Source organism: Serratia sp. SSNIH1, from assembly GCF_002935055.1.
Taxonomy (GTDB): domain Bacteria; phylum Pseudomonadota; class Gammaproteobacteria; order Enterobacterales; family Enterobacteriaceae; genus Serratia; species Serratia nevei.
The window spans coordinates 3462083-3476158 of record NZ_CP026383.1 but is presented as its reverse complement, the minus strand read 5'-3'; the positions used below and the strand labels follow the sequence as shown (position 1 = coordinate 3476158).

At 64.8% G+C, this 14076-nt stretch carries 17 protein-coding genes; 6 read left to right on the top strand and 11 right to left on the bottom strand.

From position 1 onward, the window contains the following. Nucleotides 1-4 precede the first annotated feature (4 nt). The 5 genes from C3F38_RS16800 to C3F38_RS16780 all read left to right on the top strand — a co-directional run bounded on the left by C3F38_RS16800 (nt 5) and on the right by C3F38_RS16780 (nt 4310). Nucleotides 5-625, top strand: a complete 621-nt coding sequence (locus C3F38_RS16800; protein ID WP_000837791.1) for a DUF3313 family protein — start codon at nt 5-7, stop codon at nt 623-625. Further along, nucleotides 622-1779, top strand: a complete 1158-nt coding sequence (locus C3F38_RS16795) for an ABC transporter permease (protein WP_000063629.1) — start codon at nt 622-624, stop codon at nt 1777-1779. The genes C3F38_RS16800 and C3F38_RS16795 overlap by 4 nt, the downstream gene beginning before the upstream one ends. Further along, nucleotides 1776-2597, top strand: a complete 822-nt coding sequence (locus tag C3F38_RS16790) for an ABC transporter ATP-binding protein (RefSeq protein ID WP_023093371.1) — start codon at nt 1776-1778, stop codon at nt 2595-2597. The genes C3F38_RS16795 and C3F38_RS16790 overlap by 4 nt, the downstream gene beginning before the upstream one ends. 91 nt (nt 2598-2688) lie before the next feature. Next, nucleotides 2689-3618, top strand: coding sequence for an MlaD family protein (locus C3F38_RS16785; protein WP_000433686.1), 930 nt, complete (start codon nt 2689-2691; stop codon nt 3616-3618). Between the two features lie 92 nt (nt 3619-3710). Further along, on the top strand, nt 3711-4310 hold the full coding sequence (locus C3F38_RS16780; RefSeq protein WP_003124411.1) for an ABC-type transport auxiliary lipoprotein family protein: 600 nt from the start codon (nt 3711-3713) through the stop codon (nt 4308-4310). 66 nt (nt 4311-4376) lie between these two features. Here C3F38_RS16780 and C3F38_RS16775 read toward each other — a convergent pair whose 3' ends face one another. From C3F38_RS16775 to C3F38_RS16725, 9 genes are all read right to left on the bottom strand, one after another. Beyond that, nucleotides 4377-6380 carry a relaxase/mobilization nuclease and DUF3363 domain-containing protein gene (locus C3F38_RS16775; protein WP_000132148.1) on the bottom strand — a complete coding sequence of 668 codons (2004 nt, stop codon included), beginning with the start codon at nt 6378-6380 and terminating at the stop codon, nt 4377-4379. Nucleotides 6381-6828: 448 nt separating this feature from the next. Beyond that, nucleotides 6829-7416 carry a S26 family signal peptidase gene (locus C3F38_RS16765; protein WP_003092304.1) on the bottom strand — a complete coding sequence of 196 codons (588 nt, stop codon included), beginning with the start codon at nt 7414-7416 and terminating at the stop codon, nt 6829-6831. Next, on the bottom strand, nt 7413-7970 hold the full coding sequence (locus C3F38_RS16760; protein WP_023093372.1) for a DUF2840 domain-containing protein: 558 nt from the start codon (nt 7968-7970) through the stop codon (nt 7413-7415). The genes C3F38_RS16765 and C3F38_RS16760 overlap by 4 nt, the downstream gene beginning before the upstream one ends. Next, nucleotides 7967-8230 (bottom strand): hypothetical protein, encoded by a 264-nt coding sequence (locus C3F38_RS16755; RefSeq protein WP_000147048.1) that lies wholly within the window; start codon nt 8228-8230, stop codon nt 7967-7969. Before C3F38_RS16755 ends, C3F38_RS16760 begins: the two co-directional genes overlap by 4 nt. Further along, nucleotides 8227-8865 carry a ParA family partition ATPase gene (parA, locus tag C3F38_RS16750; RefSeq protein WP_003092312.1) on the bottom strand — a complete coding sequence of 213 codons (639 nt, stop codon included), beginning with the start codon at nt 8863-8865 and terminating at the stop codon, nt 8227-8229. The genes C3F38_RS16755 and parA overlap by 4 nt, the downstream gene beginning before the upstream one ends. Before the next feature lie 241 nt (nt 8866-9106). Next, nucleotides 9107-9952 (bottom strand): replication initiator protein A, encoded by an 846-nt coding sequence (locus C3F38_RS16740; RefSeq protein WP_022652188.1) that lies wholly within the window; start codon nt 9950-9952, stop codon nt 9107-9109. Nucleotides 9953-9978: 26 nt separating this feature from the next. After that, nucleotides 9979-10263 carry an AlpA family transcriptional regulator gene (locus tag C3F38_RS16735; protein WP_001247107.1) on the bottom strand — a complete coding sequence of 95 codons (285 nt, stop codon included), beginning with the start codon at nt 10261-10263 and terminating at the stop codon, nt 9979-9981. A 111-nt stretch (nt 10264-10374) separates the two neighbouring features. Further along, a complete protein-coding gene (locus C3F38_RS16730) occupies nt 10375-11145 on the bottom strand; it encodes a DUF2285 domain-containing protein (protein WP_003092318.1) in 771 nt (256 codons plus the stop codon). A 342-nt stretch (nt 11146-11487) separates the two neighbouring features. Continuing rightward, nucleotides 11488-11835, bottom strand: coding sequence for a DUF2958 domain-containing protein (locus C3F38_RS16725; protein ID WP_016487838.1), 348 nt, complete (start codon nt 11833-11835; stop codon nt 11488-11490). A 287-nt stretch (nt 11836-12122) separates the two neighbouring features. Between C3F38_RS16725 and C3F38_RS16720 the strand changes: the two genes are divergently transcribed. Further along, nucleotides 12123-12416, top strand: coding sequence for a helix-turn-helix domain-containing protein (locus C3F38_RS16720; protein ID WP_006379425.1), 294 nt, complete (start codon nt 12123-12125; stop codon nt 12414-12416). Nucleotides 12417-12728: 312 nt separating this feature from the next. Here C3F38_RS16720 and C3F38_RS16715 read toward each other — a convergent pair whose 3' ends face one another. Together C3F38_RS16715 and C3F38_RS16700 are read right to left on the bottom strand one after the other, a co-directional pair. Then, nucleotides 12729-13043 carry a DUF736 domain-containing protein gene (locus C3F38_RS16715; protein WP_001273857.1) on the bottom strand — a complete coding sequence of 105 codons (315 nt, stop codon included), beginning with the start codon at nt 13041-13043 and terminating at the stop codon, nt 12729-12731. Nucleotides 13044-13818: 775 nt separating this feature from the next. After that, a complete protein-coding gene (locus C3F38_RS16700) occupies nt 13819-14028 on the bottom strand; it encodes a hypothetical protein (RefSeq protein WP_022580212.1) in 210 nt (69 codons plus the stop codon). Nucleotides 14029-14076: the final 48 nt, after the last annotated feature.

Sequence of the window (14076 nt, the reverse complement as noted above, 5' to 3'; positions counted from 1 at the left end):
CATTATGAAGAGCAAAACTGCATTGATCCGCGGCGGCATCTTTTTTTGCGTAGCAGGCGCGCTCTCTGGATGCGCGACCAACAGCATGACGCGCTCCGGATTTCTCGGCGACTACGAGAAGTTATCGCCGACACGATACGAGAACGTACTGATGTACCGCGCAGCGGGATTCGAGCCCAAGCGTTATGCCGCTGTCGTGGTGGAAGAAGCGCAGATCAAGACCGCCTCGGGTCGCATCGATGGGCTCGATGACGCGCAGCAGCGCGAAGTGCTAGACCATGTGACGAGCGAACTGAAACGCCAGGAAGGCAAAAGTCCCGCCCCCCCAGGTGGCGCGGGACAGGTTCGGGTGCGTGTAGCGGTCACCGAACTGCAGACACCGAATCGGGCAGTCAATGCAATGACGACCCTGCTGGTTGGACCCGTGACGACGGGTGGTGCCAGCCTAGAGTTCGAAGCAGTCGATTTAAGGACGGGACGCCGGGTTGCTGCCGCCAGTTGCTTCGAGCGCGGCAACGTCATTAAAGAGTTCGCCGGTTCGTACACATTGCTGGGTCATGCCAAAGCGGCGATCACGAACTGCATCGAGCGCATCGACAGCGCTTGGCGGGACACGCAGCCATGAGCAACGCTTCACAGGCTTGGCTCCGGCAGGATGCCATGGTCGGCGGTGATCACAAATGGCTGGCGGGTGGCGACTGGACGATAGAGCACTACGCCAGTCTGGCAAAATCCGTGTCCGCCGCCCGCATCAGTCATGCCGAGGGGTACGCCACTCCCTTACTCGACTGGACGCAAGTCCAGAGACTGGACACCGCCGGCGCGGCTCTGCTGGTGGAAATTCTCGGGCCAGACTCGATACTCGACCGGCCGGAGGCAGCTCCAAATCTGTCCTCGGATCGCCTCGCCCTAATGAGAGCGCTGGCCGCCGCTGCTACCGATCAGCAGAAGACGGAGAAAGCAGCGGTGAGCGGGAATCCTCTGCTCCGCGGTCTGGGACGCATAGGCCTGACCTTGGAACAGGGCTGTCGTGCGTGTCTTGGTCTGGCCGGGTTCGTGGGCCAGATCATCGAAACATGGAGCCGTACCGTTCGTCACCCGCGTCGCTGGCGCGCGACCTCGGTGATCGCTCAAATCCAGCGATCAGCGGTGGACGCCATTCCCATCGTGGCGCTACTGAGCTTCATGGTAGGAATGGTGGTGGCGTTCCTGGGAGCAACGGTGCTGGCCAACTTCGGTGCGAGCATCTTCTCGGTGCATCTGGTCGCCTTCTCGTTCATGCGCGAGTTCGGAGTGCTGCTCCCGGCCATATTGATTGCAGGCCGTACCGCAAGCGCGTACACCGCCCAAATCGGTTCGATGAAGGCAAATGAAGAGATCGATGCGCTTCGCTCCAACGCGCTCGACCCCATCGAGTTACTGGTGCTGCCACGCGTGCTGGCGCTTCTTGTGTCCTTGCCACTGCTCACCTTAGTAGGCATCTTGGCTGGCATTGCGGGCGGCGCCACCGTATGCGCACTGAGCTTGGAAATTCCTCCCGCACAGTTCCTTGCCATCGTGCAGGAAAAAATCGAGGTGCGCCATTTTCTTGTCGGAATGAGCAAGTCCCCGCTCTTCGCGGTGATGATCGCCGCTATCGGCTGCCATGAAGGGTTCAAGGTCGCCGGTAGCGCTGAGTCGGTAGGCGACCACACGACGTCTAGTGTCGTGCAATCAATCTTCATGGTGATCCTGATAGACGCCATCGCTGCACTGTTCTTCATGGAGATGGGCTGGTGAGCGCGGTGAAGCAAGACACCGACAACGGTGTGCGACACGCTATTGAAGTGCGCGGCCTGGACAACAGGTTTGGAACCCAGCAGGTCCATCAGGACCTAGACCTGGACGTGCGGCGCGGGGAAATCCTTGGCGTGGTGGGAGGGTCAGGCACCGGGAAATCCGTGCTCTTGCGTAGCGTCGTCGGGCTGCAGAAGCCGCATTCGGGCGTGGTCCGTATCGGGGGGCGCGACCTACTGCGAGCCCAATGGCTTGCGCGCGCGCGTATGGAGCGAAGGTTCGGCATTCTGTTCCAGAAGGGCGCGTTGTATTCATCGCTGACCGTCTTGGAGAACGTCGCTCTTCCTTTGATCGAGCATGTCGGTCTGGCGCGGCCTCTTGCCGAGCGTTTGGCAAGAAGCAAGCTGGGCTTGGTGGGGTTGCCTGCCGGAGCGGGAGACAAGTATCCGGCCTCGTTGTCCGGAGGCATGGTGAAACGAGCAGCACTGGCGAGAGCCTTGGCGCTTGATGCGAACATCCTGTTTCTTGACGAACCCACCGCAGGACTGGATCCAATCGGGGCTGCATCTTTCGACCAATTGATTCTGACCCTGCGCAATGCACTGGGCCTCACGGTGTTTCTGGTAACCCACGACCTCGATACGCTGTACACCATATGCGACCGTGTCGCGGTCCTGGCGAACCAGAAGGTACTCATCAACGACGGCATCGAGGCAGTCGAGCGCTTCAAGCACCCGTGGATACAGGAATACTTTCACGGCCCCCGTGGCCGTGCGGCCGCACAGGCCACTGGTGCTTCCAGCCAAGAGACGCAGCCATGAAACCCCTCCGCATCTGCATCATTCTTCCGTCGCGCACGCATTGGGCTGGGCGCACGCAATATTTAAACTCTGAGAACGAGGTGGTCTGATCATGGAACCACGTGCCCATCATGTATTCATTGGTCTGTTCGTCGTGCTGCTCGGTGCGATTGGTATTGGCTTCGCGCTTTGGCTCAGCGACACACGTTCCGACCACGATTACCAGTATTACCGGATTATGTTCGATGAGCCAGTGACCGGGCTTACGCCCGGCAGCCAGGTTCAGTACAGCGGAATCACGATTGGCGAAGTCGTTGCACTTTCTCTTTCACCGCGAGACCCAAGGCGGGCGATAGCGCGCGTACGCATCAATGCCACCATCCCGGTCCGGCAGGATACCCGCGCTGAATTGGTCATCACGGGAATTACCGGCAACGCGGTGATCGAGTTGAGCGACGGTGGGCCAAACGTGCCATTGCTGGATCGGAGAGAGGACGAGGAACCGTTGATCCTCGCACCACGTTCGGCGATGGCATCCCTGGTCTCCGGTGAGGGGAACAGCATGACGACACTCAACGGCATCTTGCTGCGCACGCAGGAGTTACTGTCGAAGGAGAATTTGGCTCTTGTGCACCGCAGTCTGGTGAATCTTGAACAGACCACGGGCGCGGTCGCTGACCAGAGGGCCGAGATCGCGACGTTAATCAGCAATCTGACCGAAGCAAGCAGAGAATCGACAGCTGCCGTGCGCCAAGCAAATAGCACTCTTCGCGATGCCAACCTGCTACTAAATAACGATGGTAAGCAAATCATGGTGAACACGCGTGATGCAACGGCATCCCTCGAACGCGCCGCTTTCAGGGTTGAGACGCTACTGCAAAACAATCAGGAATCGCTGAACCAGGGCTTGGCCGCCACAGGTCCTGCCATGCACGAACTCCAGCAGGCGCTGGCCAATCTAAACACCGTGCTGCGCCGACTGGATCGCAATCCGGCGCAATACCTGCTCGGTGGAGAGAACATTGAGGAAACCAAGCCGTGAACACTTCCGCCAGGATGATTCCCGTCGCTGCCGTGACTATGACGCTAGTACTCGGCTTGTCCGCGTGCAGTGTGCTTCCCAAAGCAGCTCCAATGGTCACCTACAAATTGCCCGACTATCACATCGCCCAGGCGGAGAGTACGCCGCGCGCCGTTCCGGGACCCGGGGCGCTGCGCGTCTACGCCCCTGAGAGTAGTCGCGTCCTGGATTCGGAGCGGCTGTTCATTGCGCAGCCCGATGGTCGCTTGTCGGCTTGGCAAGGAGTGCGTTGGGCCGACCCCGCACCGGTGCTGCTGCGTGACCGAATCGTCGAAGCCTTCATGCGCGATGGGCGGTCGACTTCCGTGATTACCGATAGCACCCCAATGAGCGCCGATATGGAGTTGCGCAGTACGCTGCGGGCGTTCCAGCTCGAATACCGCGGCACTGAAGCGATCGCCGCGGTTCGGCTCGATGTGCAACTGGTCGATCCGGCCAAACGGACTGCTATTGCCAGTAGACGCTTCGAAGCAATCCAAGCCACAGGCAGCAAGCGAGAGGCCGATGTGGTGAGCGCGTTCGGTGTCGCCACGGATATATTGGCCGGGCAGATCGTTGAATGGGCAGTTCAGGTCGGGGCAGCGCGTTTGCGAGTTGCACCGGAATTGGCAAGCAACCATGCACCCACAGCGTCGTCGATAAGCACAGACTAGTCGTCTTAACGGAGCACAGAAGCTAGGGCCAAAACGCTGCTCGACACCTTAACTCGGTACGACAGCCTACGGCCCCGATCCAATCCCAGGACCTCTTTGCCGTCCAACCTCCCATGACACACCGCCGCCGCGTACAGTCGCGGCGATCTGCTGCCCCAGTCGTGGCTCGATTATCGGCCGCCAAGGCACCAGACTGAATCCCATGCCGTCATCGAGCAGCGCATAGCGACCGCTGGCGAGCATGACCGAGCGCCGGTAGATGCCGGCTACGCGCTGCCCGTCTGTGACGTGCCGATGCTCCAATCCGCTATCGGCGGCAATGTGCTGGGCGGCCTGCGCCAGCTCCCGATTGCGCAGCGTTTCCAGCAGATTCCGGGAGAGAATCAGCCGCTGCCCGCGCCGCTGGGCCAGCCCCTGTTCTTCGAGGAAGTCGGCGCGCTGCTGCAAGGCTTGCCTAGCATCGCCGCCAAAGCCCAGGTCGCCCAGTCCCTTGCCGCCGCCGATCAACTGCTGATCCAGCCAGGTCGCGCCGATGACGCGGGCCTGCCGTTCAATCGGCAGATGCGATTTCAGTTCGACCGCCACGCCGCCCAGCCGCTGCGCGTCGTACTGGCGGCCACGCTCGGCCAAGTCGTCCGGCACCTTCCATAACCCCTCGGCCACGCGCTCCACGATGCCGGCCCGCCGTAGGGCTTCCAGCCGGCGGATATGGGCCGCCACAGCCTCTTGCGGGTCGCGGCCGGGCTTGGCTCGGCCTTGCTCGATCGCCAGGTGGTGATCGGTGCGGTACAGGCCATTGCTCGCCAGCGTGGCGATGTTCTTGTCGGCCGCCCGCACCTCGGCGGAACCGCGTACCTCCACCACCGCGCCGATGGGATAGTTCGCCAGCTCGTCGCGGGCGTCCAACGCGACGTAGTGGGCTTTGCCGTCCAACCCGTCGATGACCAGATAGCCGCGGTCGTGCAGCTCGTCGGCCAGACCCTTAGCAGCCACGCGACCGACGATAGTGCGGCCGTCGTCGCCCGGCTCGAACACCGCCAGCTCGCGAGGCTTGCCGCTCATGGCCCGCTGCATCGTTCGGATGATGTCGCCACGCTCGCCCAGGGCACGCAAGGTCTTCTCCGCGTCCGCATGGACGGCCCAGGTGCCGGGCTGCACCTCGTCGGCCAGGCCCAGGCGCTGCAAGTGTTGCAGGCGGCCGATCAGCAGCAGGCGCTGGCGTTGCAGCCGGGGTTCGTTGAAGCGTTCGATCTGCACCCGGCCATCCTCGCCGGCCTCGCGCTGCAACGTGCGGTCGAGGCTCGTCCACCGCTCTTGCTCCACCTCGCGCTGCAAGGTCTGCTGGATCTCCAGTTCGGTGCGCGGCCCCAGCCATTCCGTCGCCAGCTCGGCGGCGCGATGGCGGAAGCCGTGGGCGATGTAGTCGCCCGCGATGATGAGGTCTTTGCCGGTATCGTCGCGTCCGCGCACGATCAGGTGCGTGTGCGGGTTGTCGGTGTTCCAGTGATCGACCGCCACCCAATCCAGCCGCGTCCCCAGGTCGGCCTCCATCCGGTTCATCAGGTGCCGGGTGTAGGTGCGCAGGTCGTCCAGCTCCGCACTGTCTTCAGGTGAGACGATGAAGCGGAAATGATGTCGGTCGTCCTGGCAGCGTTCCTTGAAGGCATCGAGGTCGGCTTCGTCGGTCTGCGGCCCGTAGGCACGGCCCGGCTCGCCGTTCCGGCCGGCACCGTCGCGCTCGATGTAGCGCAGGTGCTTGGCGAGCGACTGCGGACTGGCGTTGCGCTGGTTGACCAGCAGCGTCTTGATGGTCACGCGCCGTGACATAGGGGTCAGCTTTGCGCCTGCGAAGCGCGCCGCCGTATGGCCGCGTCCAAGCCGTGAGCCGGGCCGCTGGCCGGCGTGCTGGCCGCTCCCGCCAGCGGTAGGACGGCGCACCGCCGACTTGCCGCCGCTGGCCTTGCCAGCCTGCTTGAGCACCTTGGAAACGAAGCTCTGGCCCTGGCCTTTGCCTCGGTTCTTCGGCGCGCCAGGGCGCACCCAGAAATCATGGTCGCCGCGGTCGGTCATGGCTGTGCTCCCTGCAAGCTCCGGCGTGTCCGAGCGTGCGAAGCACGCGGACATGCCTGCATCGGCGCGTGCCTCGCGCCCCACGCGGCACGGCGGCGAAGCCGCGCCGTGCCGCGCCACCCCCACGTGCAGACTGGCTTTGCGGGCGGCAGAGTGCCGAACCCTTTTGTCTTGCCTTCCGCCTTTGCCCCTCGCTCCCGCTCCGGGCATCGGCGGCCCGGCGGCGCTGCTGCACGAGCAGCCAGCCCGCCGGCGAACACGCCAATGGCCGCAGGCCAGGCGCGTTCGAGGCAAGACGCCTGCACGTTGGGCGGCTGCGCCGAAGGCAGCGCGAAGTGCGGTGCGAATGCACCCGCACTGCACGCGCGACGACACGGCGACGAACAGTAGAACGACATGCCCGATGGCACGATGAGAGGCGCGGCAAAGTGCAGCGAATCGGCGGCCATCATGGACGTGTCTCCAGCCAGATCGGATGCGCAACGCCGATCACGGCGAACGCGCTGACCGGCCCGAAATAGCGGCTGTCGAACGACGCCGGGTTGGTCGCGCTCAACAGGAACAGTTCGCCCGGTTGGAGACGGCGGCAAAGCTGCAAGGATGGCAGCGGCCGGCCCAGCCGGTCGGCAGGCAGGGCGGCGGCCACCGGCACGCCGTCGATGCGAACCTGGCCGGCGACGATGCAAACGTGTTGTGGCGCGACTGCGCCCACACGTTTGAGCAGCGGAACGCGGGTCGGCAGGTAGCCGCGCTGCGCAGCCAGCATGGCGGCCCTGTCGGGCAGCGGCATCAGCACGATGCTGTCCACGGACAGCGGACGTGGCCGCGAGGCGGTGCGCGGGTCGAACGGTTCGATGCGATACCAACCGACCGCCACGCTGTCGGACGGGTTGTAGGCCATTCGCGGCAGGGGCTGCACGAACGCCGCCCAGGCCAGCGCAGCGAGGCCGACGGTGGCGAAGCCTGCCAGCACGAGGCGAGCGCGCAGGCGCGAGCGAGGATGCGGCACGGGGCCGGTCGTGGAAATCGTGGTCATGGCAATGCCCTCCCGGCCAGCCAGGCGGCGTGCCGTTCTGCGGTGTATGTGGGTAGCGCCGAGCGCGCTGCGAGCCGGTTCGCGAGCGTGCGCCAGTACGCGGGCGATGTGTCTGCGGCTGCGATGCCCAGCGCCTCGATGCCGTCGATGCGTTCCAGCACGGCGCGCACGTTGGCATCGCCTTCGGCGTGCAGCAGCAGACGCGCGCCCGGCTGCACGCCGGGGATGCGCTGCACGGCGTCCAGCGGCGTGGCGGTCTGCATCACCATGAGCTGCCAGCGGATCGTGCCGTAGTCGTTGGCCTGCCAACGGATGCGGCACAGAACCGCGTTCGGCAGGAACACGGCGCAGCGCCGCCAGCGGTCGAGCTGGAGCGTGCGCGCCGGTTCGCCGAAGCGCAGGTAGAGCTTGAAGCGCGGTTCGATGTAGGCCAGCGCCACGCGCGTCAGCGGCACGTTGCCGGCCTGGCCGGCGAGTGTCGAAGGCGCCGGCGGCGGCGCAGCCGTGGGCGCACTTGCTTTGGGGGTGTGGGCGGTCGAAGCGGATGCGTTCACGGCGTGCCCTCCGGGGGAAACTCCCGCTCCAGCAGGTCGCGCAGCAGTTCGGCTACGGTCACGCCTCGCGTGAAGGCCGACACCTTGATGCGCGCCCGCATGGCGGGCGTGATGTCGAGCGTCAGTCGAGCGGTGTAGAGGTCGCCTTTCTGCACGGCATCTGCGTCGCCCTGGCGAATCCACGCTTCGGCGTGCGGATTCGCTGGGGGACGCGCACCGATGCCGACGCGCTTGCTGCGTGGTGGTGGCTTCCCAGTCATGTCGGCCACCGCAGCAGTTCGTCGGTGAGCGCGGCGATCTCGCGGGCAGCGGCGCTGTCGGGCGCGGTTTCGCGGGCGAGCCGGCCAGCGGCTACGCTGTCGGCAAAGACGATGCGCTGGTGGATCTCCGAGCGCAGCGCGGGCAGCGGCTGTTCGGCCAGCGATTGCCGTGCCTCCCTGCCGATGATGGTGGTGCTGACGCGCCGGTTGATGACGAAGGCCGCGCGCAGCGCTGGCCGGAACACCTGTGCTTCGCGGATCAGTGCGACCATCTCGGCAGAAGCCCATACGTCGTAGGGGCTGGGCTGCACGGGGATCAGCACGCGCTCGGCCGCCAGCAGCGCGGAACGCGCGAGGGCGGCGATGCGCGGCGGGCCGTCGATGATGATGTGATCGGCCCGCCTGGCGAGTTCTGGCGCTTCCTGATGCAGCGTTTCGCGGGCAAGGCCCACGGCGCTGAACAGACGGGGCAGGCCCTGCTGGCTACGCCGCTGCGTCCAGTCGAGCGATGACCCCTGCGGGTCGGCATCCAGCAGGATGACATGCAGGCCGCGCATCGCCAGTTCGCCGGCGATGTGCGTGGCGAGCGTGGTCTTGCCGACGCCGCCTTTCTGGTTGAGAAACGCGAAGATCATGGCGCGGCCCTCCGAGCTGGAAAGCCGGCCTGGCCGTGCCGTTTCGTGGTTGTCCACCGAAACGGCGCGCTTCTACTAAAAGTTATGTATTTCTTGTTAGGTAAGTTAGAGGGAACGCAAACCCGCGCCGTTGTTGGCTTTCCGGCGTTTTCGTACTCCTGATAGCACGAGGGTCGTACTCCTGATAGCACGATACCCGGTACTCCTGATAGCACGAGGCCGTCCACAGGTTCTCCCGCAGTTATCCCCGTGCCGCGTGCGGCACGGGCCGGAAGGTCAGCAGCTCGGTGTTGTCGTCCGGCATCCGCTCGATGCCGAGGACGTAGCCGGGCAACGACTGCCGCGCCACCAGGGCGCGCACGTCGTAGGCGAAGTCCGAGAAGCGGGCCGCGCTGCCGGATTTGCGGTACAGGTGTCGGAAGTCGAATTGCCAGCCGTGCTCCTGCCGCCCGCCATGCTTGCGCACCAGGCGGTACAGCCAGCGTTCGATACCGCCCTTCAAGCGGAAATAGGCCGGGTCGATGGTCAGCACCAGGGCGGCGTCGAGCACGCCGGCATAGAACCAGTCCGGCAAGATCAGCTCGATGCCCAGCGGGGTGCCGCTGGCGTCGGCGAGTTCCTTCCACTCGTTGATCCACGAGAAGCGATGCAAGCGCCTTCCCGTGGTTTCGCGGATGGACGTGGCCACCGTGGTCGATTGCAGCCGGTCGAGGGCGGCCTTCAGGCGCTGGTAGTCGTTGAGGGACGTGCCGCGCCCGATGAAGCGCAAAATCTCGTAAGGCGTGGCGCGTATCCAGCGCGACGGGCGCAGGCCCGCGTCGCGCGCCTCCACGATCTGCGAGGCGGCCCATATCAGCACGTCGGCATCCCATATCGTTGCGATGCCGTGCTCCTGCGTGCCTTCCACGCGAATGGTGACGTTCCCGCTGCGGAAGTCGATCGGCGCCGTGCGCCGCGACTTGGCAAGCGAGAAGAACGGAAAGGCCATCAAGTCCTGGGAATCGCGTGGCGCCATGTCGCCCGGCAGCGCGCGGAACAGATCGAGCTGTTCGCGCTGCGGCAAGGCTTGCCCTGGCGGGCTGGACATGGCGAAGGCCACCCACGCGCCGACGATCAGCGGCCATCACGGTAGTCGCCCGCGTGGCGCTCGGCGTATTCGGGATCGGACGTGGCCTCGTAGCTGCGCTGGTCGGCCCAGGCATCGAGGTCGGACACCGCGTACATGACGCGGCGGCCGAACTTGCGGAACTTGGGGCCGCCGCCGATCACCCGCTGCTTCTCCAGCGTGCGCGGCGACAGCCGCAGGTAGTCGGCGGCTTCGTCGTTTGTCAGGTAGCGTTGAGGCTGCGAGGTCGCAGTGACGGCAGCGGCGGCAGGCCGCGAGGGAGCAGGTCGCATGGGATGTACCTCCATCAAGCCCGGCCACACCACGCGGCCGGATAGAGGCACTCTCAAGAAAGCAAGGCTTCTTGCTAAGGGACGATTCGCACGGGTCGAGAAACGTCCCCCCTAATGCGACGGGAACATTGGAAGCTGCGCTAGTCGGCGGTAGCCGCCGTGCATCAGCTCATCGCCGCGGCGTACCAGCCGCCGTACGCGGGCACGCAATGCACTGTCTTTGTGCCAGTCGGCCGCGACGGCATCCGCGCCGAACAGACCTTCGCCCACCTCGCGCAAGGAGGCTCCCGCGAGGGTCGCGTCGAGCGCTTGCAAGGTATGCAGTTCCAGCAGCGCGGCGGGCGTGGGGCGGGAGCGGGCTGTTGCCACAGGCGTGGCCACGGTTGCGGCAGATAGCGCATCCAGCTTCGCAGCGAGCGTGCGGTAGCGCGCACAGGGCGTGGCGCAGGCGCGTGTGGCGTAGAGATAGGCCGAACCATCTTCCAGGTCGGGTGCGAGTGCCAGCCGAACGCAGCAGCCTGGCCAATGCGATACGAGCACCAGGCGCTTGCCGTCGTGGGTCAGTTGCTTGCGCCCAGGAATGCGCCAGAACTCGAAGGTATGCGCATCGGGTGGTGGGTCGGCGTCGGGGTATAGCTGCACCACGGCATCGTGATCGGGGAACCAAGCAGGATGTGCGTCGCGCGCATCCAGGCCGGGATCTTCCAGCAGGCGCAGGCCCCAGGCCTGCGCCGCATCAGGCTTGCGACGCCGGCGTAGCCAGTCGCGCCGGTAGCTTGGATTCCTGCGCAAATACTCCCAAGCCAGCGCTGGGCCATCGAGGTGCAGCGTGTAGAGATACGCGGCCGTGGGATACCAGTGTTGGCTGCTGCGGTCAGTCATGGCGAAACCTCCCTGTTTCTGGGAACGTCGCCACAATTCCGCTGTGCGGGAGCTATCGAATCGCCATCAAGTGGTCATCAAACTCGGGTTACGCTTTAACTGCTGGTGTCAAGACAGATTCGCTCCAGTGCATTGCCGAAATCGTCTAAATGCGACGACTGCACCGCCCGGAAATGGGGTGCAGCATTGAACACCGTGCCGAATCTCGCGCCTGGCATCATGACTGTTTTGGTCAGGAGCGCACCACCCTGGTGCAAGCATGCGGATCAAGACTTGCCAGGTCTTGGCTAAGACCGAAATAGTCACAATGCGATACTTTTTGCCTGGTCGCGCTGGAATGCGTCAATCGGTGATCGAACCGTTTTCCTGAGCCAGTCGAACGTATTCCGACAGCGGCCGCGTCGGCTGGAAATACCGATCTCGTATCACGGGCTGCTTGAGCGGCCCGACGATGGACGCCAGATCGGACAGCTTCACCGTCGCCAGGGCAGGCATCCCGATCCCGAGGTCGATCAGGCCGTAGGCCGTATCGCCATCGGTCGGATCGAGCGCGGCCAATAGCCAGGTCGCATGTGCGTCCGGTGTGAACAGGCGCACCACGGGCAGCGGGTCACATTCCTGGCCTGCGGCGCGGGTGAGGCCGTGGGCCAGTAGGTGCACCCGGTCTTCCTCGGTGACAAGCGTGGTCAAGGCCGCGCCCCTTCCACGAACACACGCAATCGCCGAGGCGCATCTGTGCCTGCGGACGGATGCACGTATGCGCAAGCGCACGAAGCCGCAAAAGCGGAGAGGCACGAAGGCGTATTGGTGGAAGTCAGGAAAGACACGGATGCGGTTCCCTGGGTCTGAGGAAATCCGCAGATGCGGATCTCCGTAAAAGCACGGAAAAGGAAAACATCACCACCAAATGAACACTATAGATTGTAGTCCTATAGGGCGCAATGGGCTGTCATCTTGGTTTTTTGGGGAAACCATAGGTGGCAGCGAAGAACTCATTGGCAGCGGCGATTCGGACGGTAAGGAAGGCGCGTGGTTTGAGCCAGGAAGCGTTCTCCAACGTGTCCAGTCGCACCTACATGAGCACGCTGGAGCGCGACCTGAAAAGCCCAACCATCCAGAAGCTGGCCGATCTGTGCGAGGTCATGGAAGTGCATCCGCTCACGCTGCTCACATTGGCTTATGCCGGTGACAGCACCCGCGAAGCTGATGAATTGCTGGCACAGGTGCGCCAGGAACTCAGGGCGATATTGGAAGAGCCCGACACGCCTTAGCGCGTTGGCGTGTGGTACTGAATTGCAGCAAGCGGAGCGCGCAGCGCCGCAGGCGCGAAGGCGTGAGGGATTGAAGCCGGATGGCCGTGACGGCTTGCCGGCACGGGGCGAAGCCCGAAAGCCCGGCGGCGCTTACAGCGCCGACACGCCACACACCGCTCGTTGACACGGATTGCGAGCCACAAGGCACGCATGCAGGCCCGCCGTGACGGGCGTATCCAGCACGCGGCAGCAGCAGAAATCCTGCGCGTGCGGTGCTGCGATCAGCAGCATCGCGCCCCGCCGCAGTGGGCGGGACGCGGTAAGCGGCTGTCAGGCCGCCTTCGGCTTGTTGCGCGACCAGATCAGGTCGTGCGTGCCGTCCTCGTTCTCGATCAGGCGGGCATAGACCGTCGCCGGGAACGAAGGGTCGTCGATGGATACGGACAGGTATTCCCGCCCGGCCTCGCTGGTCTTCTTCCACGCTGCGCCGACTTCGTGGCCAGCCGCTTGCAGGTGGAAGTCGGGGGCGTTCTCGGTGTCGCCCTTGTCGTTGGGAACCAGCTTGACCTTGACGTTGAGCGTCAGGGTGCGAAGCGTGCCGGTGAAGCCGTCTTTCTCTGCGGTGAAGGTGCCGATGTTAGCCATGATGTTTCTCCTTTCGGGTTGAACAAGGTCGCGCCAGTGCGTCCTTGTTGTGATCCGGCCGGCGGGGGATGGGCTGGTCGCACCGCACAGCGGTCGCAACAACGTGGAGAACCTGGAAGCGAAAAGAATTTGTCCCGCGAGGAATGCGCGCAGCGCAGGGGAAATTGTTTTCGCTGCAAGGTTGCGGCCATCAAGCACAAGGCGCAGCCGCGCCACCGCCAGGATTCACAACAAGACAAGGACGCACAGGCCGCCCGCTCCCGAATGGAGACGTGGCCAACTCGGCATCCCCGCGTGACGGCTGCACCGGCTTGCGCCCTGACGCGGGCCAGGTCAATGCCCCGACGACAAGGCCAGAGCGCCCCTGCCGCAGCTCACGGCCACATACTGAGGCGTGGTGTGGAAGCTCCATAGAAGCGAGGCTGGGCGGCGTGTCGGTGAACCGTCTTTCGTGACGTACAGACAACGAACCGCCAGCGTCGGGGACGGCACGCTTTCGTGCAACCTGCCGCAGCAAGCCGGGGCGTAGCCACACCAGCCCCGCCCATTGCGGCGGGGCTCGGTCGAATCGTTGGCGGCGCGATGCGCCGCCACACTTGCTGGCTTCGTGGATTTCGCGCACGAGCGCCCTTGTGCGTGGCCCCATCGCCGCCTGTCCGAAGGCGGCGATGGGGCGTTTTGGCTTTGAGCAGTGAAACCGGGCGCGGCCACCGCCGCGCCCGGAGTTTTCGACCACCGGCCCCAAGGCGGCACGGCTTGGGGCCGGTGCGGCTCGTTATTCCTTGGTTTCGATGATCCACCACACGGCGCGCGGCAAGGCGCGGCCCGTGAGGGGATGCAGATCGGTCAGGTCGGCGCGGGCCGTCCAGCCACGCGGCGGACGGTAGCCGCGCACGTCGCCGTCGCCGTGCCAGCGGCGGGCGCGCACCGTGCCGGAGGCATAGGTCGCAGCTATGCGGGGGCGGTTTGCGGGTTGGTGGGTCATGGCAGGCATCCTCAACATGAAGCGCCCCGGCCGGAACCGGGGCGCTAT